This window comes from Pararobbsia alpina, from assembly GCF_965118125.1.
Lineage (GTDB): Bacteria > Pseudomonadota > Gammaproteobacteria > Burkholderiales > Burkholderiaceae > Pararobbsia > Pararobbsia alpina_A.
On the sequence record NZ_OZ221289.1, the window covers coordinates 342,396 to 364,467 of the forward strand.

General features: G+C 57.6%; 23 protein-coding genes. 6 read left to right on the top strand and 17 right to left on the bottom strand.

All coding sequences use genetic code 11. The annotated features are described in order from the left end of the window. Positions 1-15: 15 nt before the first annotated feature. Together ACMFWR_RS32365 and ACMFWR_RS32370 are read right to left on the bottom strand one after the other, a co-directional pair. Positions 16-669 carry an NAD(P)-dependent oxidoreductase gene (locus ACMFWR_RS32365; RefSeq protein WP_413197484.1) on the bottom strand — a complete coding sequence of 218 codons (654 nt, stop codon included), beginning with the start codon at positions 667-669 and terminating at the stop codon, positions 16-18. A 4-nt stretch (positions 670-673) separates the two neighbouring features. Next, positions 674-1,291: an FMN-dependent NADH-azoreductase gene (locus tag ACMFWR_RS32370; protein WP_413197485.1), complete on the bottom strand. Its 618-nt coding sequence runs from the start codon at positions 1,289-1,291 to the stop codon at positions 674-676. A gap of 107 nt (positions 1,292-1,398) precedes the next feature. On the opposite strand from ACMFWR_RS32370, the gene ACMFWR_RS32375 reads away from it, so the two are divergent. Then, positions 1,399-1,833: a winged helix-turn-helix transcriptional regulator gene (locus ACMFWR_RS32375; protein ID WP_413197775.1), complete on the top strand. Its 435-nt coding sequence runs from the start codon at positions 1,399-1,401 to the stop codon at positions 1,831-1,833. Positions 1,834-2,259: 426 nt separating this feature from the next. Here the strand turns inward: ACMFWR_RS32375 and ACMFWR_RS32380 are convergent, their stop codons facing one another. After that, on the bottom strand, positions 2,260-2,631 hold the full coding sequence (locus tag ACMFWR_RS32380) for a VOC family protein (RefSeq protein ID WP_413197486.1): 372 nt from the start codon (positions 2,629-2,631) through the stop codon (positions 2,260-2,262). Between the two features lie 901 nt (positions 2,632-3,532). On the opposite strand from ACMFWR_RS32380, the gene ACMFWR_RS32385 reads away from it, so the two are divergent. Continuing rightward, positions 3,533-4,888 (top strand): ABC transporter ATP-binding protein, encoded by a 1,356-nt coding sequence (locus tag ACMFWR_RS32385; RefSeq protein ID WP_413197487.1) that lies wholly within the window; start codon positions 3,533-3,535, stop codon positions 4,886-4,888. 26 nt (positions 4,889-4,914) lie between these two features. Further along, entirely contained in the window at positions 4,915-6,036 is a 1,122-nt protein-coding gene (locus ACMFWR_RS32390) for an AAA family ATPase (RefSeq protein ID WP_413197488.1), read from the top strand. An 81-nt stretch (positions 6,037-6,117) separates the two neighbouring features. Here ACMFWR_RS32390 and ACMFWR_RS32395 read toward each other — a convergent pair whose 3' ends face one another. The 5 genes from ACMFWR_RS32395 to ACMFWR_RS32415 form a co-directional block, all read right to left on the bottom strand. Continuing rightward, complete coding sequence (locus ACMFWR_RS32395; RefSeq protein WP_413197489.1) at positions 6,118-6,894, bottom strand: SDR family NAD(P)-dependent oxidoreductase; 777 nt, start codon at positions 6,892-6,894, stop codon at positions 6,118-6,120. Positions 6,895-6,953: 59 nt separating this feature from the next. Next, positions 6,954-7,538 carry a TetR/AcrR family transcriptional regulator gene (locus tag ACMFWR_RS32400; protein WP_413197490.1) on the bottom strand — a complete coding sequence of 195 codons (585 nt, stop codon included), beginning with the start codon at positions 7,536-7,538 and terminating at the stop codon, positions 6,954-6,956. Continuing rightward, the gene (locus ACMFWR_RS32405) at positions 7,535-8,215 is read right to left on the bottom strand and encodes a cupin domain-containing protein (protein ID WP_413197491.1); all 681 of its coding nucleotides are present in this window, start codon (positions 8,213-8,215) and stop codon (positions 7,535-7,537) included. The genes ACMFWR_RS32400 and ACMFWR_RS32405 overlap by 4 nt, the downstream gene beginning before the upstream one ends. A 317-nt stretch (positions 8,216-8,532) precedes the next feature. After that, positions 8,533-9,393, bottom strand: a complete 861-nt coding sequence (locus ACMFWR_RS32410) for an NAD(P)-dependent oxidoreductase (protein ID WP_413197492.1) — start codon at positions 9,391-9,393, stop codon at positions 8,533-8,535. A 118-nt stretch (positions 9,394-9,511) separates the two neighbouring features. Then, a complete protein-coding gene (locus ACMFWR_RS32415; protein ID WP_413197493.1) occupies positions 9,512-9,949 on the bottom strand; it encodes a nuclear transport factor 2 family protein in 438 nt (145 codons plus the stop codon). A gap of 221 nt (positions 9,950-10,170) precedes the next feature. Between ACMFWR_RS32415 and ACMFWR_RS32420 the strand changes: the two genes are divergently transcribed. After that, positions 10,171-10,686, top strand: coding sequence for a MarR family winged helix-turn-helix transcriptional regulator (locus ACMFWR_RS32420; RefSeq protein WP_413197494.1), 516 nt, complete (start codon positions 10,171-10,173; stop codon positions 10,684-10,686). A gap of 13 nt (positions 10,687-10,699) precedes the next feature. Here the strand turns inward: ACMFWR_RS32420 and ACMFWR_RS32425 are convergent, their stop codons facing one another. Further along, positions 10,700-10,999, bottom strand: a complete 300-nt coding sequence (locus ACMFWR_RS32425) for a tautomerase family protein (RefSeq protein ID WP_413197495.1) — start codon at positions 10,997-10,999, stop codon at positions 10,700-10,702. A 277-nt stretch (positions 11,000-11,276) separates the two neighbouring features. On the opposite strand from ACMFWR_RS32425, the gene ACMFWR_RS32430 reads away from it, so the two are divergent. Next, positions 11,277-11,540 carry a hypothetical protein gene (locus ACMFWR_RS32430; RefSeq protein WP_413197496.1) on the top strand — a complete coding sequence of 88 codons (264 nt, stop codon included), beginning with the start codon at positions 11,277-11,279 and terminating at the stop codon, positions 11,538-11,540. Here ACMFWR_RS32430 and ACMFWR_RS32435 read toward each other — a convergent pair. The 5 genes from ACMFWR_RS32435 to ACMFWR_RS32455 all read right to left on the bottom strand — a co-directional run bounded on the left by ACMFWR_RS32435 (position 11,537) and on the right by ACMFWR_RS32455 (position 17,761). Then, positions 11,537-13,870 carry a molybdopterin cofactor-binding domain-containing protein gene (locus ACMFWR_RS32435; RefSeq protein WP_413197497.1) on the bottom strand — a complete coding sequence of 778 codons (2,334 nt, stop codon included), beginning with the start codon at positions 13,868-13,870 and terminating at the stop codon, positions 11,537-11,539. The genes ACMFWR_RS32430 and ACMFWR_RS32435 overlap by 4 nt on opposite strands. Further along, positions 13,867-14,346, bottom strand: a complete 480-nt coding sequence (locus ACMFWR_RS32440) for a (2Fe-2S)-binding protein (RefSeq protein WP_413197498.1) — start codon at positions 14,344-14,346, stop codon at positions 13,867-13,869. The genes ACMFWR_RS32435 and ACMFWR_RS32440 overlap by 4 nt, the downstream gene beginning before the upstream one ends. After that, positions 14,343-15,716: a c-type cytochrome gene (locus ACMFWR_RS32445; RefSeq protein ID WP_413197499.1), complete on the bottom strand. Its 1,374-nt coding sequence runs from the start codon at positions 15,714-15,716 to the stop codon at positions 14,343-14,345. Before ACMFWR_RS32445 ends, ACMFWR_RS32440 begins: the two co-directional genes overlap by 4 nt. Before the next feature lie 341 nt (positions 15,717-16,057). After that, positions 16,058-16,924 carry a type 1 glutamine amidotransferase domain-containing protein gene (locus tag ACMFWR_RS32450; protein WP_413197500.1) on the bottom strand — a complete coding sequence of 289 codons (867 nt, stop codon included), beginning with the start codon at positions 16,922-16,924 and terminating at the stop codon, positions 16,058-16,060. A gap of 30 nt (positions 16,925-16,954) precedes the next feature. Next, positions 16,955-17,761: an SDR family NAD(P)-dependent oxidoreductase gene (locus tag ACMFWR_RS32455; RefSeq protein ID WP_413197501.1), complete on the bottom strand. Its 807-nt coding sequence runs from the start codon at positions 17,759-17,761 to the stop codon at positions 16,955-16,957. A gap of 280 nt (positions 17,762-18,041) precedes the next feature. On the opposite strand from ACMFWR_RS32455, the gene ACMFWR_RS32460 reads away from it, so the two are divergent. Then, the gene (locus ACMFWR_RS32460) at positions 18,042-18,989 is read left to right on the top strand and encodes a GlxA family transcriptional regulator (RefSeq protein ID WP_413197502.1); all 948 of its coding nucleotides are present in this window, start codon (positions 18,042-18,044) and stop codon (positions 18,987-18,989) included. A gap of 87 nt (positions 18,990-19,076) precedes the next feature. On the opposite strand, the gene dctA is transcribed toward ACMFWR_RS32460, so the two are convergent. From dctA to ACMFWR_RS32475, 3 genes are all read right to left on the bottom strand, one after another. Then, positions 19,077-20,405, bottom strand: a complete 1,329-nt coding sequence (gene dctA / locus ACMFWR_RS32465) for a C4-dicarboxylate transporter DctA (RefSeq protein WP_413197503.1) — start codon at positions 20,403-20,405, stop codon at positions 19,077-19,079. Positions 20,406-20,606: 201 nt separating this feature from the next. Next, the gene (locus ACMFWR_RS32470) at positions 20,607-21,002 is read right to left on the bottom strand and encodes a tautomerase family protein (RefSeq protein WP_413197504.1); all 396 of its coding nucleotides are present in this window, start codon (positions 21,000-21,002) and stop codon (positions 20,607-20,609) included. A gap of 102 nt (positions 21,003-21,104) precedes the next feature. Further along, positions 21,105-21,929 (bottom strand): SDR family NAD(P)-dependent oxidoreductase, encoded by an 825-nt coding sequence (locus tag ACMFWR_RS32475; RefSeq protein WP_413197505.1) that lies wholly within the window; start codon positions 21,927-21,929, stop codon positions 21,105-21,107. Between the last annotated feature and the right edge of the window lie 143 nt (positions 21,930-22,072).

Sequence of the window (22,072 nt, forward strand, 5' to 3'; positions counted from 1 at the left end):
CGAGACGTTGCTGCGTCAATGGTTGGCGATGCCTGGCGCGGCACGCACGAACTTTCTGTCGGTCACCTGGTCAACCAGGAACTTCGCCAGATTGCCTCTGGAGAGCTTCGTGCTGAGTCTGGTTTTTCCATACCAACCCACATCCACGCCGCCGGCGGCGGGACCATCCTTGAGATTCGGGATGCGTACCAGCGTCCAGTCCAGGTCGGAATGGGCGACCAGTTCGCCAGTCGCCTTGATGTCGTCATACCCCTTGCGCGCGATCACCTTGAACAACATCGCGAACGCATGGGTGTTGAAGGCAAAGCCATCCCTGGGATCGCGATAGGCAGCCGTAGAAATCTGGATAAGACGGCGCATGCCCGCGTGCTTCATCGCGGCGATGATGTGGGTCAAACCGTGCATGACCGGCATATCGCCCTGCACCTTGAGACTGTTGGGACCAAGCGCGCTAATGACTGCGTCGGCACCCTGGACACACTTCGCAATGGCGCGCTGGTCTTGCAGATCGCCGACAACGATTTCCACCCTTCCCGCGAACGACGCGAGTTTCCTTGCGTCGCGCGTATAGACCGACAGGTTGTAGCCCTGCTTCAGAGCTTCCTCGATGACGTGCCTTCCGGTCGGCCCGGTTGCACCGAATAGCGCGATGGTCTTTTTCCCGGCCATTGGGTCACGCCGCCTTCGCCAACAAAGTATTGATGGCCGTTTCGGCGCTGGCGACGGCAGCCTTCACCGCATCGGGGCCTAAGACAGTACCTTCGACACGCACCACTTCGACCCCGGTCAGGCCGATGTAACCGAGCAGGTGCAGCAGATAGTTGGTTTGAAAGTCGAACGGTGCCCAGGCACCTTCCGAGAACACACCGCCGGTAGCGGTAACGAGATAGACCTTCTTGCCGGTCAGCAGCCCCTTCGGCCCAGTATCGCCGTAGCCGAAGGTGACGCGCGGCCAGGTGACGTGATCGAACCAAGCCTTGAGCTGCGAGGGCAGACCGAAGTTGATCATGCCGGAACCGACCACGATCACATCAGCGACCTTCAACTCATCGACCAACTCTTGCGCGACCTTCACTGCCTCGACCTGTTCCGGCGTGCGATCTCCGGGCGACGTGATCCGGCCTTGGATGTAGGCCGGTGCAATATGGGGCGGAGGATTCGCGGCTAGGTCGCGCACGGTCAACGGGCCGCCCGAGCGGGCCTGAATGCCTTCAGCGATTTCGGTGGCGAAGCGGGTGGACAGGCTGCCAGCCCCGCGCGGGCTGGACGTGACAAGTAGGGTGTGGCTCATAACAGTCCAAGGTATAAAATGAGAACTAGGTCGGTTATCTATCCTGACTTACCGATCATACGCAGGATGGTATGGGTCCTGCCCTGTCCTCACAAGAAGGCACACGCATGTCACTAAGTCACACCGATCTCCCTGCCGATATGCCTGCCCCTGATGCCGGCGGCTGTGTGGCAACCCGCGAAATATTGGATCGCATAGGCGACAAGTGGAGCCTCTACATTGTCGCCATGCTGTCTAACGGTCCGTGGCGCTTCAACGAACTGAAGCGCGGCATCGACGGCATTTCCCAGCGCATGCTGACACTGACCTTGCGCGGCCTGGAACGCGACGGACTGGTAACGCGAACGATGTATCCAACGATTCCTCCGCGTGTCGATTACGAACTCACCAACATGGGAAGAACGCTGTTGAAACCGGTCATGGCATTGGTCAATTGGGCGAACGAAAATCAAATCGCCATTGCCCAGGCGCATAAACGTTTCGACGAGGAGCCGGAGGCAGATCAGGTCCTGGTTCAGGGCGTTGTCTACCAACGTCGTTAGACGAGTCCAGGCCGTAGACTTGTGCAAACACAGTGGCGGAATCCAACTGCCGGCTCTAGCTGTGACCTGTCCCAATGCCGATCTTTCCTTGGGTGCGAAGGCGCAGCATTTTCCGAACTGTCTAACCAAGAGTCGGCCACGGCCGATCGGAAAAGTCGCATCGCCTGACTTGGGTGTCCGCTCCTTGAGCCAAACGGGACGCCTCAACGTCGCACCGTCGACGTGAACTAATGACGCTTCATGGCCGAACACGGAAGTCCGCGCCAGTTCGACAAAACGCGGATCCTCGGGAAGCCGAACTTCGCTTGTCGATCCACATGGGACAGTCGAGTTACTCGATACCGGACATTCAGAGAGGTGAGGTGACCATTGACCGGGGGCGAAGCAGCGACGTCTCGGGTGTCCAGCGAGGCGAAATTCCGTCAGCTAATCAGCCTGGGAAAGCTGAAAGACGTTTCCCTCGGGGTCCTCTCCGTCGCACATCAACTGAGCGAAGCCGTCATAGCGTTTCAACTCACGCATTCGAACACCCGCGTGCAATAGTTTATCGCGCAACGCCGAGAGCCCTGACTCGACCGAGAAGACCATTTTTGCATTCGACGTGTTCGTGCGCTTCGGCAGCTCGCGATACCGCGCCCCCACTCTGTGGAGAGCAATCTCAATTTCACCGGCTTTCATCACCGCCCATTCGTTTTCGATTTCTTCAGTGACTAAAAATTCGAAATGGGTCTGGTAGAAGGACTTCAACAACCCAACATCACGGACGTAAAGAATCAACCTGAACATAAGCACTGGCATTGGGCTCTCCGAAGATGTTGGATTTGGCGATGCTCTCGGATTGTCGTCGATTTTGGGGGGATGGTCGACGGGCCGTTGCGGGCGGTGCGAAGACTGTCGCGGCCGACGCATGTCGACCCATTTCGGACCGCCAACAGACCAGGTCGAATGTCTCTTCGCGCTTCAACTACGGTCCGTCCTGGTCGGCAAACAGCAGACTGAAAGTGGGTTCGGCGATTCCAAATTCACTCTAAGAGACGTAACCGGGTCGCGCAGAATTGGACGAAGCATCTCTTTTCGAATCATCGAAGAGGTATTCGAGCCAGCATCCAGTGAGAGCGAACGGCTCGTGGGATTCGACGACGCGTATCCGATCCATGTGCGATCAGCGCCGTGGGCGCGGATAAACAAAGAGTAAGGAAATTGCCACATTGGAGCACGTATTGCACATTGGGTGCCGCGATCGCTGCGCATGATCAAGCCAGGCAGCGGGTTTCGTTTCCAGTATCGACTCCAGAAATATTGACAGCAACCTCGACGCAAGGCTTTGCCTTTTTGACTGGCCTCCATCGCAATCGAGCTCGGAAATACATCAATAGCAAGACATTAAATTGAGATAACTAGCTTCAGACTAGTCTGAATCTCATCGCATAAATTTAAGTAAGAAAGCCTGGCAGCGCGCCACTAGATTTTCGAAGAGATCGATTGCATACAAAACGCCACTGGCATACAAAATACCACAATCAAGCGAATCATTGACGATTATTTATACAAATGGCATTTTTTATTTTGATTGCAAAGGTTGAGATCATTTATGCACCCGCGCAATTCATTTCATTTTCCTTTAATTTTCTAACGAAATGATTACGATGACGCACGCAAATTCGCAGCTGCAACACGGTGAGCACAATGAAGCAACCTCTTGCGCGGCAGGGCTAATGACGCCCGAAAGAGTGCAAAAAGACTACTTTTATCATATGTTCAATCCGTCGTCCAAACTATTATTCCCGTTACGGCGCACCTAGTCGGCGCGTTTTTCGTTCTCGGATACTCCAAAGACTGGCTCATCATTTCTTTAATTTCTATTTACGCAATCGGCTACCTAATGTACAGCGCAAATGCGACAAAGATAGTTGCGGCATTGTACAAGAAAATCGTGGTCGCGCTCATGGGAAATTCTCGATTTTTCGGAGATGTCGCATCAAATGCAATTGTTTTGCGAGTTTTCAACAATTGGAAATTAATTGAAGATAAGTACACTCATCAGCACGCGGCGCTTCGGAGCCAATGGCTCATATTTTCCTTGCGGTCTGCAAAAATTGATCTTGTTCGAATAACTTCATTCATCGTAATACTTGCTGTGTGCCTGGGAAAAACTATATTCGACGTAAAAAATGGACGGTCGAGCGTGGGACATTTCGTAATGATTAACGCGTATGTGATGCAAATATGTGCGCCGTTCGATGGTCTAGCCCGTTCGCTTGGGTCGATGGCCGAAGCGATGGGAGGATTGGCCCCTTTCTTTACAATTTTTAATCGACCCTCCACATCGCGTGGTCTAGATTCATTCCAGCCGGGGACTTTGAAGACAGACCGTATCGATATCTCGCTTAAAGGAATTTCTTTTGACTACGGTGAGGCAAGGGGCCGCGCTCCGATAACTGCAGATTTAAAAGGTGGCACCATGACGGCGATTGTCGGCTCCACCGGTGCTGGAAAATCAACGATCGCGCGTATGATTCTGGGTCTAGCGCAACCATCAACCGGATCGATTCTGATCAATGACCGAGATATTAGCACCTACTCCGAGGATGAGCTTTATTCGCTCGTTGCATTTGTTCCTCAAGAAACATATTTATTCAACGACACCATTGAATTTAACATTCGAATTGCAAAGCCGGACGCAACAAATGATCAAATTCTTGCAGCACTTGGGCGCGCTGAGTTGATTGAACTGATCGAAAGGTTGCCTGATGGCTTACAAACGAAAGTCGGAGATCGAGGCCTTATGCTTTCAGGCGGTGAGCGCCAACGAATCGCAATAGCCCGCGCTCTGTTACGAGACAGTGCTATTCTTTTATTAGACGAAGCCACTTCAGCCCTAGACGAGGCAACAGAGGAACGAGTTTTAAGAGCAATCAAGCCTACATCGTCGGGTCGAATGGTCTTGGCGATCGCCCATCGTGCGACGGCAATTTCAAAGGCCGACGCGATCTTACGCGTTGTCGCGTCTGAAGGCTCGAACGCTAAAGATGGCATGTCAGCAATTCCTGCGTAATTTCCTATTTAGTATGGCCACGCTCAATGCTTGAAGTGAAATCAATCAAGGTAGAAAACTATAGGTCATTGCGCGACGTCGAAATTTCTGCGCAGACAATTAATATTTTTACAGGCCCCAACGGCGCCGGTAAATCCACCTTGTACAATTGTTTGTCGCTAGTACAGGCTGCTGCTGCTGGCGACTTGTCGACGGTGCTCGCGAGAGAAGGCGGAATGCAGTCAGCAATATCCTCGACGGGGCGCGCTCACCCCAGGGGGCCGCTTAGAATCACGCTAACGGTGAGAATTGGGGTGCAACGCACAGACGATGTTCTCTATGAGTACGTCGTCTCCCTCGGGTTGGTGGAACAGCGATTCGAGGGGGGAGAGAAAATCGTATCTGGGCCGGCATTTGAATTTGAGCCGCAAATAAAAGAGGAATCACTGTCAGTATTTGACAAAGGTCGGCGATGGTCAGTCCTACACCGGCGAAATTCGCACGTCAAAGCTATGGACGAATCGACCACTCAAGTTGATTTAAGCCGTGCGTTGAATTTGCAGGCGTCAGAAACCGCATTGAGCCGAATCGATGAGCCAAGCCGCTATCCGGATATTTACGTCGTGCGACGTTTTATGCTGGATTGGCGTTTCTATCATGAAATTAGAACGGATTTTAAATCGCCGTTAAGGTCGCCTTGCTTAGCTGTAACGAGCCTTACTCTTAACTCCGATGGTTCGAACCTGCCTGCTGTGTTGGCGAGCGCAAAGCACATAGTTGGCGATACCTCAGATATAGATGAAGTGATCGCGACGGCGTTCGCCGGAGCTGAACTTGTCGTGCCTCGTCCGGCTCGAGAAGCATCTTTCGGATTGAATTATCCGGACATCTCGAATCGCATATTCAATCAATGGGAGCTTTCGGACGGTACTTTGAAGTTTTTAGGCCTCGTTGGCGCGCTTCTCGCTCCAAGATTACCCGCATTCATTGCGTTGAACGAACCGGAAAATAGTCTTCATCCCAGCTTGTACGAGCCGTTGGCCAAGTTAATTGAACGAGCTTCGCGACGAACGCAAATTTGGCTGGTCACGCATGCCGACGAGTTTGCTTATAGTGTGTGCGAGCGATCGAACGACACAATTCCTGCGGTGGGCTCTGCTGCGACCTGAGCAGTGAACTCACGCAATGCGCCCACGTCGATCCCGTTATCGGGCGTTCTCTTAATCATTGTGTTCATGTTTCGTGCCCTATTAGGTGTTGCGCCCCGCCATCACGCCGCCGTCGACATCCCAGGTTGCGCCCGTCACCCATGCCGCCTTGTCCGACAATAGGAAGATGACGACCTCGGCGATGTCTTGGGGCGTTCCAACCCTGCCGATTGGGTGAAAGCTGTTGAATCCCTGTAGGGCACCGTGAACCTCAGCCTTGGGGATAAAGCCCTCGTAAATAGGTGTTTCGACAACCGCTGGGGAAACGGCATTGACGCGGATCTGTTTGACTGCCAGTTCCATCGCCAGGTGCTGAGTCAGTGAGTGCAAACCTGCTTTTGCCATCGAATACGCGGACGACGGCGTAGCCGCGATTGCCTGCTTGCCCCACATCGAGCCGATGTTCACGATAGCGCCGGGACGCTCGCTGGCGACAAGGTTGGCTGCGACCTTTTGTGTGACGAAGAAGAACGCTTTATTCAACGACAAATATTGTTCATAGTCACTCTCCGTGTGCTCAAGAAAGGCCTTCGGAAAGAACACCCCAGCAGCGTTGACTAGCAGGTTGATGTCCTTGTGGCTATCGTCGATGGTCTGCAGGAGCCGCTTCACATCTTCGGCGCGCGAAAGATCGGCAGTCAGGGCGGTCACAGCTCCCAACGACGACAGCTCCTTGCGGGCCTGTTCGGCTTTGTCTTCGCGGTGACCGACGATGACGACGCTGCCGCCTTGCTCGAGCACCATGCGAGCGGTTTGCAGCCCTATTCCGCTAGTGCCGCCGATGACCAACAGTTTCTTGCCATGAAATTCAAGGTTCATAGTCGCCTCATAATATACCAACTAGATGGTAGGTTTTTGTTGCAAAAAAATTGCCAACCTCAGGTCAGCAGCGTGGAAAGAAAACTGCCCCCGACAGCGGCCGGCCCCCGTGACGATCGCATGCCGCGGCCCACCACCATCGAGCCTTCCAGCGCGCACAACAACGCCTCTGCAAGGGCCTCTGCAGTGGAATTTGAGGTGATCAGCGCAGCACGTTGACCGTCAGCAAAGACAAGGGTCAACCAGTCGAGATTGACTTTAAAAAACCGATCAACCTCGCTCGCAACAGCACCAGGCAGCGAGTCAAATTCCGCGCTCAACATGCCGCAGACGCAAAGGCGGCGATCGCTCGTAAAGGTGCGCTCAAAAAGCGTTGCGTAGGCAGCGAGTCTGTCAGGCGCTTTCGCATGTTGTCCTTCTATGCTCAGCAACTCCTCACGAAACCGATGCGTGTAGCGCTGCGCGACTACAGCAACGAGGTCCTCTTTTTTGGGAAAGTGGTGGTGGATACTCGGCTTTTTTATGCCGACTAGCTGAGCCACGTCGTCGTACGAGAAGCCATTGTAGCCATGCTGCTGTATCAAGCCCTCAGCGGCGTCAACCACGCGCTCAGCGGCCGGCGAAATTTCTGAAAAATGCCTCATATCAGCGCCCTATCCAATTCACCAACCGGTAAGTGACCCGTCTTAACGAAGATAGTGCAGCCTTCATTGCTGAAGGGGCGATGAGCACTTAGATGCGGGCTGCGTATCCATGTGCCAGCAGGGTAGCGTTCAAACTCATCTTCAAAGACGCCTTCGAGCACATAGATTTCCTCTCCGGCGTAGTGTCGATGCGAATTGAATCGTGTCCCCGGCGCCCAGCGCACCATTGCCGTACGTTGGGTACTGAACTCGGAAAGTGGCATCACTGACAGGCCCGGAACAAGGCCTGTAAGCCATTGGCCGTTTTGGGTGTCGACCGCCGTACGTTGGCTGTCATCTGGATCAAGATGCCGCAGCTTGACGAATAGCATGCAACCCGTCGCGGAGTTTGGTGCGTGCGACGAACGTGGTGGATTCTTGATATACGTTCCTTTTCCGAAGCTCCCGGTTTCATCGCTGAATACGCCATCCAGGACCAGAATTTCCTCACCCAATTCATGTTGATGAATCGCAAAAGCGGAGCCTGGCGCGTAACGCACGATGGAGGTGGTCCTTGCCACTTCGCTTCCATCACGCTCAAGTAACTGGCGTTGAACCCCAGCCGAAGGTGAGTCGACCCACTCCAAGCTCGAACGCTCGACAACAACACGTTGCGAAAGATCTGAATTGATATGCACAGGTTCGCCTTAATCTACCGACTAGTTGGTTTGTAGATTAAAAAACTCGCAATCCGTTTGTCAAGCCATTCTTGTCACTTTCTTCCATGCACTCCGCTGGGATGGCCATCTTCAGAAGCGTCCACCGCTGACGCCAAATATGACGCTAGTGTGGCGTGCCACTCTTCGCGAACGAGGGTCAAAAACACGGCGTATAGGCCATGAGCCCACGTGCCACAGTTGCCCCGCAAGCACTGCCGCACGCTCGTGCAACCATAGCGATTGAAGAGTCGGGCAATCTCGTGGAGCGTAGCCTTGCCCAATTCGCGCGGAACTGCCTACTTGAAAAGCTTCACGACGCTCGTCATGTTTTCGTCGCCGAGCCCCTGTTCCATTGCCGTCCGAAATACCCCTCGCGACGCTGCGATCGTGGGGGCCGTCGCGTCCGAACCCACCTCCTGCAGCGTATAGCCGAAGTCTTTTTCGATCAGCTCTACGGGGAACTGCGGTGTGAAATCTCCCGCCAGCATGAGTCCCGACACACGTGCCGCTACAGGGCTCCAGACGGGCGTCGTGGCGATGACTTCAAGCACACGTGCAGCGTCCGCCCCTGATCGTCGCAGCATTCCAATGAGTTCCGCCAGAACCGTGACCTGGGTGCCGAGCAAGGTGTTGGTCGCAAGCTTGGCCAAGGCTGCCGCGCCCAATGCGCCGACATGATGCACGCTGGAGCCCATCGTCTTCAACACGGGTTCCGCACGCACGAGCGTGTCGGCGTCGCCCCCGACCAGATAGGTCAATTGAGCCGCTGAAGCCTGCGGTGTGCTGCCAACGACCGGTGCTTCGAGGAACGACAGCGCGCGCGTCGCCAGATGCGAGCCAAGTTCGCGAACCCACTCTGGTGTCAGCGTCGAGCTTTCGATCGCAACCGCGTCTGCCGACATACCGTTCACGGCACCGGTGTCCGCATCGAGCCAGACGTCGCGTGACGCGCGATCGTCGCGCACCATCGCGATCACGAAGTCCGCATTGCGTGCAGCTTCTTTCGGGGTGGGGGCGACTATCGCACCGGCATCAATAAGTGGCTGCGCCGCCTGGGCAGTGCGATTCCACACTGTCACGTGATGGCCGGCCTTGACGAGATTGGCGGCCATGCGCGAACCCATCGCACCGAGACCGAGCATTGAAATCCTGAACATATCGACATTCCTGATGACTATTGCGCTTTTGCGCGGATTGCACACACAGGTGCGAAACAGCTCGCGACCTATCCCCGGCCGCGCACGTTCACGTGCAACCCGCGCGACGACCTCTACTTTATTTTTCTGCCGGCACGCTTTCAAGCCCGCCAGGAAGAATCGCGCGTGCACTGGAGATCGCGTTGAAGTACTCGCGCAGCACCTTGATCTTGCCGTTCTCGGCCACGAGATAGCTCGCATAGTCCTGCGAATAGCGAGCGCCTGTTTGTGCGACCCGCGCGTCAGAACGGTATTCCACGAACAGCTCGGCCTCGCTCTTCATATCGTGCAGTACCACGTGACTGACGAGGTATGGAGGAATCGCAGTCCGGATCATCTCGAGCAGCGCTCCGATCTGTTCCTTGCCTTCGTATCGCGCAGGTAGTCCGAGGGTCGGAGCATAAGGGAATTCGAACACCGCATCGTCGGCGAAGAGGGCGAGGCACCACTCCGTCGCGACATAGGGATTCTGCAGGCTTTCGGTGAACTGCTGGAAAAGCTCTCGTGCCGTAGTCATGTCTGATAGTCCTTGAAGAGGTTCTGTCTCGCTGAGCCAATGCTTCGACACTGACCGAGGCACCTGCCAAAGCGGCGATATTTCAATTGCCCTACAATTAGGTTGAGCCGTCAACAAACTAGTTGATGGCTCAAGTATAATGCGACGCCGATAACGCTTGTCAATAGTGTCGTACTCAACCATCCTTGCAAGGTGGCGAACATTCCAGCGAAACACTACCCATGGCCAAATCCAAAAACGTGAGCGTCGCGGACATCGACTTCCTCGACGAACTGGCATGCACGAACACGGCCCTCAGGCTGGCAGCTCGCCGGCTTGGCATGCTGTACGACGATGCATTCGCCGAAGTCGGACTCAAGTCGACGCAGGTCTCCCTGCTGGCCGAGATCGATCGACTGGCGTCGGGCAACGATGGCGTGCCGCCGACCGTGCAGGACCTGTCGGCGAAACTCGCCATACAAATTTCCGCGGTGACGCATGCACTGAGGCCGCTCGTGCGTGATCGATTGGTCGAGTTGCGGCCGCACGAGCAAGACGGCCGTGCAAAACGTGTCGCTTTGACGTCTACTGGCATGACACGGCTTCGCGAGGCGCATGGACGATGGACCGAAGCGAACAACCGCGTAGAAAAGGTGCTGGGCCCGAAGTCGGCGTCGCAGCTGCGAGCGCTTGCTGACCGAGTCTCGTCCGACGAGTTTCTCGTTGCGTATGACAAGGCGCGCGCGCAAGAGCGCTAGCGCCAACAGCGCATCAGTGCCCGAGGCTCAGCAGATATTTCCGATCCGCTTCGGGAAGACCGTCCAGCCACGCATCCTCCTGGCCGGGCTGTGGAAGTTCGTGTCCATATTCGATCATCTGGTTAGGCGGAATCTCGGACACGTAGACCCAGACATAGCGGCGCTCGACCTGAGCGACCGCCATCACGCAATCGCGAATCTTGACGAGCAGAAGCTGCTTACGCTCATCGCTACGTCCGGCACGAATGTGTCCGTGCACGAATATCTGCTCTTCGCGAAGCGGGCCACCACCGATAAAGTGATTGCCCGGCACAACCTCATTGACGATGACTTGCGCGAAAAAGCCCTACGCCCCTGTCGCTTCATTGTGGGCGCTCGTGATTCCTTGTGCCAACCTGAGTTTCTGATCGGCGGACAAGCGTCCTTGCGCAACATTGACAACGTAAGTCGGCATTTCACGCGTCCCGAGTGTTAGGTTTCGCCCGACCCTGGCCGAACCATCGCAGCTTTACAACGCAGATCCGGGAGAGCCCTATACAATCAGTTGTATCTACATCGGTATGAATCAATATATCCACGGAATCACCGGCATGCAAGAACCTGTACGCGACATGTACCGCGGCTTCGAAATTCTGCTGATCCTCAGGCATATTGAGGACGGGCGGATCGAAACCACGCTCTTCTTCACCCCGCCTCCCTCTGCACCGCCTGGTCTGGCACAAGCCGCAAAGGATGCGGGAGGCTCGACATTGCACCCGCTCGATTCCGTCACGCCGATCACCGATCAAATCGAAGTCGCGCATCGCATTGTCGACGACATGATGGAACGCCATCGGCGGGCGACACCCGGCTAGGCACCCGCTGACTTTGCAGAGGCTTGATTCAACGCCTCCTTCACGGCTCCGGCGCATATTGGAAGATGACGCATGCGAATGCCCGTGGCCGCGAAGATCGCGTTCCCGACCGCCGGTGCAACGACAGTGGTCGGAGGTTCACCGAGGCCAACGGGCACCTCATTGCTTTCGACAAACCGGATCTCCATGTCGGGTACGTCGAGCATTCTTAGCGGCGTGTACGCATTCAAGTTGAGGTCCTTGACGTTCCCGTTGGCGAATTCGGTGCCCTCATGGAGCGCCATGCTTAACCCCCATAGCGTTCCGCCCTGAACCTGCGCGAGTGCACCGTCCGGATCGACGATCGTTCCCGCATCGATTTCGACCCACAGCTTCTGCACGGTAATGCTGCCGGTGACCCGGTCGACTTTGACTTGCGCAATGCATGCGCACCAGGTGGGCATCTCGCGTTCCTGTCCGAACGAGCTGGCAATGCCGAGCCCGGTGTCAGGCGGTAGTTCGCGCCCCCACCCGGCACGCTGCGCCACGCGCCGCACGACGTTGGCCTGGCGCTTCGCGCCGCCCACCGAATTGGGAGCCGTTCCGGCATTCGCTCCTGTGCCGTTCAGCATCGTCAAGCGAAGCTCGACCGGGTCGACCCCGCGTACATGGGCGATCTCGTCGATAAATGATTCGAGCGCCCAGTTCGTCCAGCCCGCCGATACGGCCCGAATCCATCCGGGGCGAAAGCTCTTCTGGGCAAGGTCGTTATTGACTGCGCGGACCCTGAGCGCGCCCACGTCATACCAATGGTCGGCGCCGGATATGGAAAACGGATCGTACGTCGCGCCGTTCGTGCCCTTCTTCATGTTCGGCAGGAACATCGCAAGGCTCGGCCATCCCGCAGCGGCAACGTGCTCCATCGCGCTCACCCGGCCTGCGCCGTCGAAGCCCACGCGCAGACGTTGCAGCGTGGGCGAGCGCAGAGAGTCGAGTAGCGTGTCGTCCTCTCGAGTCAACACCATCTTCACCGGCCGGCTTATCGCTTTCGCGGCGAGCGCGGCAGGTACGGCGTAGTCGCCGTTGAGTCGACGCCCGAAGCCGCCCCCAATCAGATAGGTCCGCATGACGACACGCTCGACCGGTACCTGTAGCGCCTTCGCAATGATCGGCAAGATAAAGTTCTGGGCCTGATTACCCGTATGGACTTCGTAGATGCCGTCCTTTTGAAACGCAACGGCGTTGACCGGCTCGAGCTGAAAGTGCAGAACGCCCGTGGTCGTGTACGTCGCTTCAAGGGTCGATTTCGCTGCCACGTAGCGCGAATCAAAGGCTTCTCCGCCCGTATCAAGAAGCGCACCCTGATGAGGATCGGCCACCAGCGACGCCGCGTGGGCAAAGAGATCCTGTTCCGATACGGACGCTGTTTCACCGTGGCGCCAGGTGACTTTGACAAACTCCGTTGCGCGCACAGCTGCCCAATAGGTGTCCGCAAACACCATGACCCACCCGGGCACGGTGCCCGACGGGTCCTCGAGCGCAAGGCTCTGCCGGTATCCCTTCACGCTTCGCGCAGCCGAATCGTCCACCGAAACGACGATCGAGCCGTAGCGGGTCGGCGGAAGCTTGGGGCGTGCGTAGACCATTCCCGGAATCTCAACATCGATCCCGTACACGGCCGTGCCGTTCGTCTTGGCCGGAACATCGAGCGCCCGCGTTGCCTTCCCTATCAACGATCGCTGCGCAACGAGCTTGATCGGCAATGCCTTCAATTGGTCGCTGGTAAAACGCCGGCTCAGATCGCCGCGCCGGACAATCTCGCCGTATGACACGAAGCGCCCGCCGCCATGCACCGCTCCACTGCGAGCCACGCACGCTGAAACCGGCAAGCCCAGCAACTTGGCCCCTTCCTCCACGAGGGTGATGCGGCCTGCGGCGCCGGCGCGGCTGAATACGGGGAATAGCGCCCACACTGAAGTGCTTGCGCCCGTCACCATGAAGCCCCACTTGGGGTCCGTGTCGACACCGATTACCTGCACTTTGTCCCAATCGGCTTCGAGCTCATCGGCAAGAATCCGGGCAACGGCCGTGCCGATGTGCTGACCCATTTCCGCTTTCGGAACATTGACCGACACCACGCCGTCGCGGTCCACACCAAACCAGACCGTCGGCGCAAAAAGGGGCTCGGCCGGATCGAGCGAAGCGGAGGGCCGCGACGGTCCAAGAACACTCAACGCGCTCGCAGCAGGTGCAAAGCCGAAGAGCGCACCGGCCGCTGCGGTAGCGATCAAAAACGACCGGCGCGACAGATTGACGGCGTCCCCTTCGGCAGACTGAAGCAATCGGCTCATGCGTGGCTCCTCTCCGCTTGGTGCGCTACGTCTTTCGCGGCTTGCTTGATCGCTTCGCGAATCCGCGAATACGTCATGCAACGGCACAGATTCCCGCTCATCGCCGAGTCGATATCTGCGTCGGTCGGATTCGGAAAGTCCTTGAGGAAGGCGACGGCCTGCATGATCTGTCCTGACTGGCAATAACCGCACTGAGGAACCTGCAGGTCTTGCCATACAGTCTGAACGGGATGCTGCCCGTGAGGATCCAACCCTTCGATCGTCGTCACGTCAGCACCGTCAACGGCCGAAACAGGGGTAATGCAAGACCGCGTGGGGCGGCCGCCAACATGAACCGTACATGCGCCGCACATGCCGATGCCGCAGCCGAATTTGGTGCCCTTGAGTCCGATCTCGTCGCGAATGACCCAGAGCAACGGCGATTGGCCATCTTGCTGGACGATCACCGGTTCGCCATTGATACGTATGTGAGTCATCGCGATTCTCCTGCTCCCGCCGCGCGAATCTGAGCGACCTGCCTGGCCAGATCGGGCCAGGGAGCTTTGTGGGTACGTGTTGCGCGGAGATAGGACGCGATGCGTACTACATCCTCGTCCGAGAACCCGCGTGCAAATCCCGGCATCACAACACCGGGCGCGCCGTCTTTCGCCGAGATGCCGAACAGCATGACGTGAATGAGATTGGACGGATTGTCGAGAAAGACTGCCGTATTCAAGCCGAGCTCCGGGCGCATCGGATTGACGTCGGGCGCGCGGTTGTAGTGGCACGACGCACACGCGGCGATGAACATGCGGCCGCCCACATCGCTCACCGCCATCCGATCGTGTGCATCCGCCGCGAGGGCGACGGCGACTGCAGGCGTTACTGCCGACGTGCCCTGTGCTGCGCGATGGTCCCCATCGCCCAGCGACTCGACGTAGGTCACAAGCGCGTGCTGATCGGCGGGCTCCAGATTCGCAAGCTCCTGCGAGACGGAAGCCATCGGCCCCGCTGCAGTCCCGTGATATCGACTCAGCCCGGTCGTCAGGTACCCGAACAGCTCATCGGACGTCCAGGGCATCGGAGACGGGTTCGCCGCCGTCAATGCCGGCGCAAACCAGCCATCGACCGACGCGCCCTGATAGAGCTTGTTATGCAGCTCTTCGCCCAAGGGCCCGCGAGGCGTATGACAGGCTGCACAGTGACTCAGACTCTCGGCGATGTAAGCCCCTCGGTTCCACTCCACCGATTTCTCATTTGTCGGGACAAAGCGGCCCTCGCGAAAAAAGAGTACCTTCCACCCAGCCTGCAGCGGCCTGAAACCAAAGGGGAATGGCATATCGTTCGGGTGCGCCGGGACGTTGACCGCGTCGCGGGTCATGATGAACGCGTAGAGCGCGTGAACGTCGGCATCCGATAACTTCGTAAAGTGATCGTACGGAAAGGCGGGGAACAGGTGCGAGCCGTCGCGAGCGACACCTTCTCGCATGGCACGCCGGAATGCGTCCTCGGACCAGCTTCCGATACCCGTTTCGCGGTCAGGCGAAATGTTCGTCGAATAGATCGTCCCGAAGCCCGTCTTCATCGCGTACCCGCCGCCAAAAGGCTTGCCTCCGGCGATCGTGTGGCAGCTTGCACAAAACCCGGCTGACGCCAGACGCGCCCCGCGAGCGATCACGTCCGGTGAAAACGATGCACGCGAAGGCGTGGCCACTTCGGGTAGCGCCGGTCGCCACGCAATGACGGCAAACACACCGGCACCGATCACGACGAGCGCAAGGAACGCGGCGAGTACACGCCCCCATCGCCGAGGTCGCCGCGGCGTCGCTCCACTTTCTGGCAAGGCCTCTCTGTTGTCGCTGGACATTTCGATCAGATTCCTGGGCAGGCGCGCGACCCCGGACTACACCGCCGGAAAGCGAGCAAGTGATTTGAGAATGCAGCCGTGGCCTGTCGCAGCCTCGTTGCTACAGTAAAGGGTAACAAGCAGCCCTTCCATGTCGAATCCGTAGGTGTTTTCGGTCATCCTCCGCGCTCGGCATCGCGGCGTTCGCTTGAATCGTCGAAGCGGGTCGTACATTTCGCGAGCACGTATGAGCCGGCCGTTGCCGGTGCTGCAGCGGATCGAAGAAGAGAAAGGGGTCACGCGGACGTGACCCCTTTCGGCAGACCACCCGGGTACTTCGATAGCCGTCAACCCGATACGGCTTAGCGCTTCGCGGCGTTAAGCTTCGAGACGAGCACGTCGCCGAACTCCGGTGCCGACATCGGCTGCTGGCCCGTGATCAGTTCGCGATCGACCACCACGTTGCTGTGCCAGTTGGCGACGCTTTCGACATGGGCGCCAGCCTCGGCCAGTGCATTGACCGGATAGAACTGAACGTTTCCGCCGAGGCCGTTCGGACCTTCAAGCTGCTCTTCCTCGCCCGTCGAAAAAACGGTCAGGTGGTAGCCGGCATACGGCCAGCCCTTGGCAAACGAGTTGGGCTTGCCGTCGTTGGCGATCATCGATCCGACGAATGCGTCGGGATCGTTCAGCGTCGACAACAGCACGATGGGACCGTGGCAGATGATGCCGGTCGGACGGCCGTTGTCGTGAAAGCTCACGAGAATCTTGCCCAGATTCTTGTCCTTCAACAGGTCCACCATCGGCGCGTGGCCGCCAGGGATGAACACGCCGACGTATTGATTCGTGCCTTCTGCGACGACTGACGCAAGTGTCTTCGGATGCTTGAGCTGCTGAATACCCTGTGCATAGTTCAATGCATTTGCACGCGCAGCGTCATCTCCGTTGAAGAACATCTTGTTGTTCGAGTTTGCGTCCATCACAGGCATATCGCCGTTCGGATTCGCGATGACGGGCTCATAGCCTGCTTCGACAAGCTTGCGATACGGCACCACGAACTCGTTCAGGTAGTAACCCGTGGAATATTTTTTCCCATCCTTGAGATCGAGTTCGTGCGCACTGGACATGACGACCAGAACCTTGCCGCGCGACTGCGCCGAAGCGGCGCCGGGGAGTGCAAATGTCGTTGCCAGCGCGATGACGGCGGCGCCCAACTTAAAGAACTTCATGTTTCTGCTCCGTATTCGTTCGTGTGGAAGTCAAACAGCGTCGTGTTCAATCCCGTACCGCGGTGCGGGGATCCCATTGGCAAACTTGGGCGCGAGCGAGCGGCGATCTGCCTCCCAGCGCTTCCAGTCGGCATCGTCTTGCAGCGCCGGAATGGTGACGAGTTCACCCTGGTCCAGCCCCGCAAGCGCTGCATCGACCAGATCAGCCGCACTCATCGTGGTCGGCTTCGTCTTTTGGGGTGCATAGCCCGCGACATCCCAAAACTCCGTTGCCGTGGCAGCCGGCAGGACCGTTTGAATACGAACGCCCTTGTCGGCGAGATCGCGCTGAAGCGCGTGACCAAAGCTCAGGACATAGGACTTTGACGCGCTGTACACGCCGTTGAGCGCTTCGACAGCAATGCCGACAACCGAGCTGATATTGACGATCGTGCCTGCACCACGCGCGGCGAACGCGGGCGCTACGGCGTAAGTGAGCCGCGTCAGCGCCGTGATGTTCAGGCTGATCATCGCTTCCATGTCGTCTGCGCCGCTGTCGAGCACAGAAGCCACCGATCCGATACCGGCGTTGTTCACCAGCAGCGAAATGCTCGTGTCGTTGCGCAGGATGTCCTCGATCGACGACAGATCTGCTTTGTTGTTCAGATCGGCAGCCACGACGCTGACTGCGCGGCCGGTCTGCTGCTTGATCGTGTTGGCCAGCGCGTTGAGGCGATCGCCGTTACGTGCCACCAGGATGAGGTCATAGCCGCGCTTCGCAAGACGATCCGCATAGACGGCGCCGATCCCGGTCGATGCACCCGTGACGAGTGCCTTACCTTTCGTAGAGATGTTCATGGCAGTTCATTCCAGTTTGGAGCCGGCTGGGTGCCGGCGTGTGAATGCATTCTGCCCGCGGCTTTACGTATCCCCAATGCCGTAGATGCGTGGATTTGAGCCATGACCGGGATAGGGACATCTCGAGATCTGACCTGGCTGACCGGTCATTCTTCTCAGGCGGCGTCCCAAGGCGTCGACCTACGGATGCATATACATGTATATGCATCAAACTAGTACGACACTGTTCACCTCATATGCTAGATTTCCGACTTCTGCGTCCGATTTCGCGGTGGCACTCATGCATACCATTGGTCTTGTCGTCTACCCCAATTTCCAGGCATTGGGCCTCGCGGTCGGAACCGTATTTGAGTACGCGAACCTGATGCACACCGAGCGCGCATACGAGTTCACGATCGTTTCAGAGTCAGGCGGACCTGTCGTTTGCTCACAGGGCTTTTCCGTGAACTCCGAGCCGCTTGGGGACCGCTCATTCGACACGTTAATCGTGACGGGTGACAACGAATGCCGGCTTCCTCCGCGCAGTCTTATCGACTATGTTCGACAGGCTCCCGAACACGCGCGCCGCGTCGCATCGGTCTGCACGGGCGCCTATGTGCTGGCAGAGGCCGGGCTGCTGGACGGCCGGCGTGCAACCACGCACTGGGTTCACGCGCTCGACTTCAAAAAGCGATACCCGAAGGTTCAGCTGGAAGAAGATCGTATCTTCGTGGTGGATGGTCAGGTCTGGACGTCTGCAGGCATGAGCGCGGGTGTCGACATGGCGCTGGCGATCGTCGAACGAGACTTCGGCCCCGAGCTTTCTCGCATGATCGCGCGCAAGCTCGTGATCTACCATCGCCGTGGCGGCGGCCAGTCACAATTCTCTGCGCTCCTCGAACTCGATGCGAAGTCAGATCGCGTCCAGATGGCGCTCACCTACGCCAAGGAAAATCTTGCTGCCGACTTGACGGTCGAGTCCCTCGCAGAAGCGGCAAAGCTCAGTCCTCGCCAGTTCAGCAGAGTGTTTCGGGAAGAAACGGGTCATTCACCCGCCAAGGCCATAGAACGACTGCGAGTCGAAGCCGCACGCCTGCTCATGGAAACCAGCAAGCATCCGATCGAAGTGATTGCTCGTGAAACGGGATTTGGGGATCGCGGACGGATGAGGCAGGCGTTTCTTCGAACGCTCGGCCAACCGCCCCAATCGGTCAAACGCGTGTCGGCCGCGGTGGACCTGATGGGGTAGATCGCAAGCCGCGGTCTGCGCCGCTAATGTATCGGCGTCGACCTTACAAGCGTAGCGCGCTGTGAGGCCATTTGGCGGCACGGCACGTCAAATCGCAGTTGACTCGGATGCCGGACTGCCCTTGGGCATCTCCGCTTGCACAAGCGGTGCCTGCGCCAAGTCTTTCCCCGACAGCTCTCTTGCCAATGTTGTGCGGTCGAGTTCGCCTTCCCGTGCAGAGACGACCACAGCGGCAACAGCGTTACCGATGATGTTGATCAGCGATCGACACTCGGCCATGAATCGGTCGATACCCAGAATCAGGACCATCGACGCAACGGGCACGGTCGGCACGACGGAAAGGCTGGCGGCCAGCGCGACAAATCCCGCGCCCACCACGGCACTCGATCCCTTGGAGGTCAACATGGTGACTGCGAACAGCGTCAACTCCTGCGAGAGCGTCAGGTGGATGTTCGTGGCCTGCGCCAGGAAAATGACGGCCAATGTCATGTAGATATTCGCGCCGTCGAGATTGAACGAATAGCCAGTCGGCACGACGAGTCCCACGACCGATCTTGAACACCCGAGGCGTTCGAGCTTTTGCATCAATTGAGGCAGCGCGGCCTCCGAAGTACTTGTGCCAAGCACAATAAGCAATTCTTCTTTCAGATAACCGAGAAACCGAAAGATATTGAAGCCGGCAAGGCGCGCAATTGAGCCGAGGACAACGATAACGAACACCAACGCCGTCAGGTAAAACGCCCCTATCAGCTTCATCAGAGGAAGCAGCGAAACGATTCCGTACTTTCCCACGGTAAAAGCGATGGCACCGAATGCACCGAGTGGTGCGACTTTGGTGATGATTTTCACCAGCGAGAAAAAGACATTCGATAACTCGCCGATCGCCGCCGCTATCTTGAGCGAAGCCTTACCGCTCGCAGAGAGCGCAATCCCGAACAGGATCGAAACAAAAAGAATCGGCAGCGTGTCGCCCTTGGCGAATGCATCGAAAAACGACGCCGGGATCATGCCAAGGATGAAGCCGGCGGCACCGTCGAGATGCTCGGCCTGAGTAACGAATCCGGAAATCGCACGCGGGTCCAGCGACGACAGTGATACGTTGAAACCATCACCCGGATGCAAGAGCTTCCCCCCTACCAATCCGATCGCCAGCGCCATCGCCGAAACGATTTCGAAGTACAACAGCGCTTTGCCGCCCACGCGCCCGACCTTCTTCAGATCGCCCATGCTCGTGATGCCGGTTACGACCGTACAGAAAATCACCGGTCCGATCACCATGCGAATGAGCTTGATAAACCCGTCGCCAAAGGGCTTCATCGCCAGACCGTACTCCGGTCGGAAATGTCCGAGAGCGATGCCAATCGCGATGGCAAAAAGCACTTGAACGTAGAGTGCTCGATAGAACGGTTGCTTCATGGTGTCACCTCGCATGTCCAGTCGCGCGTGCCGGTGTCGACATCGCACCGCCAGGCGGTCGCATTGACTCGCAACGCGTGCTTGGCCATTTTTTTATTGAGTCCGCACGCCCGCTGTCCTGACGGACGAGCGCCTCCGGCGGGCTCTCCTCACGGAGAGTCCGGGATCTCAAATCGCTGTGGGATGAGTTAAGCGGGGGGGCTACTCGGCTCGCTCGTCGGCGATCCAGTCCTTGTTGAATCCGCCGAGGATCGGGTGATACATCTCGTCTCCCGTATGCTGGGTGAACTCGACGTTCAGGCGGTTTTCCTTTAGACCGAGCACCTCGATGCACGCGGCGATCAGTTGTCGTGCCAGTTCCGCGCGTTGTTCGATCGGACGTCCACGCCGGATATCCAGCATCATGATCGCTGCCTCATCGGGTTCGTCGTCCGAGCAGCGCCAGACGCCGCCTTGGCCAACCTCGCGGATCGTCACGGTGATGATGTTCGCGTTGACTTTCATGACATCCGAATAAATCTGACCCATGCGCCTGGCGATGGTCTTCTTTTGTTCGGGTGTGTATTCGTACGGTACATCCAGCTGTAGATATGGCATAAGGCCCTCAACTCATTGCATAGTCCGACGCACGATGCGGTCGGTTTCCTGAAACTCCATGTCCCTGCGGCGAAATACGTCCCTGGCTTCTCGCAAGCCGGGCTACGCGTCGAAACCGGCGCACGCATCCGGCAAAGCGTTGCGATGCCGGGTCGATGCCATCGAGACAAACTCACCCTTATCCAACCCGTTCAACGCAGTCCTGACTAACTGCTTGACGGAACGAGCATGGCTCCGGCGCCCGGGGCTGGCGACCTGTTTCGCGACCTCGCTAAATCTCCGGTACTTCGGTTCCGGCAGCACAACCTGCAGACGCACACCCTGATCGGACAGCTCCTGGTGCAACGATCGCGAATACGCCAGCACATAGGCGGCAATCGCGCCGAATATTCCGCTTTGAAAGTCCCACTTGACCGCGGTGAGCGACGCGACCTGAATGATCGTGCCGCGTCTTCGCGACGCAAACGCCGCAGAAGCCGCTAGGGTGAGTCGCGTCAACGCGGCGAGGTTGACAGCGATTGACTGACTGACCTGATAGCTGTCCGGTTCAAACGATCCAACCGCGGCGCCGATGCCCGCGTTGTTCACAAGCATGGTGATGCTCGAGTCCGTGCTCAATAGCCTCTCGATTCGCTCAAGATCGTCTGTGGATGCCAGATCCGCCTGCATCACCTCGAAACTACGATGTGTTTTGTCCGTCAGGCGGCTCGCAAGCGCGTTCATTCTTGCGCGATTGCGCGCAACTAAAATCACGTCAAATCCGCGCTCGGCAAGTTGCTCCGCATAGCAGGCGCCGACGCCACTCGAGGCCCCGGTCACCACCGCAGTTCCTTTGCTGAAGCCCTCGCCCAAGACATCTCTCCTGTACGCACTCGATCCGCCATACACCCTGAACCCATCATAGTTTTGGGGTATGCCGGGCGCCATGTCGGAGATGCTGCGAATCCGGACATGCGCCCGCCCGTGAGGCGCCCGGCGACTCGATCGATCTGCCGCGACGAAACAATGGGTTCAAAGACTGTTGACAGCCGATACGATTTTACGATTATACTTGAGCCCTCAACTACAAA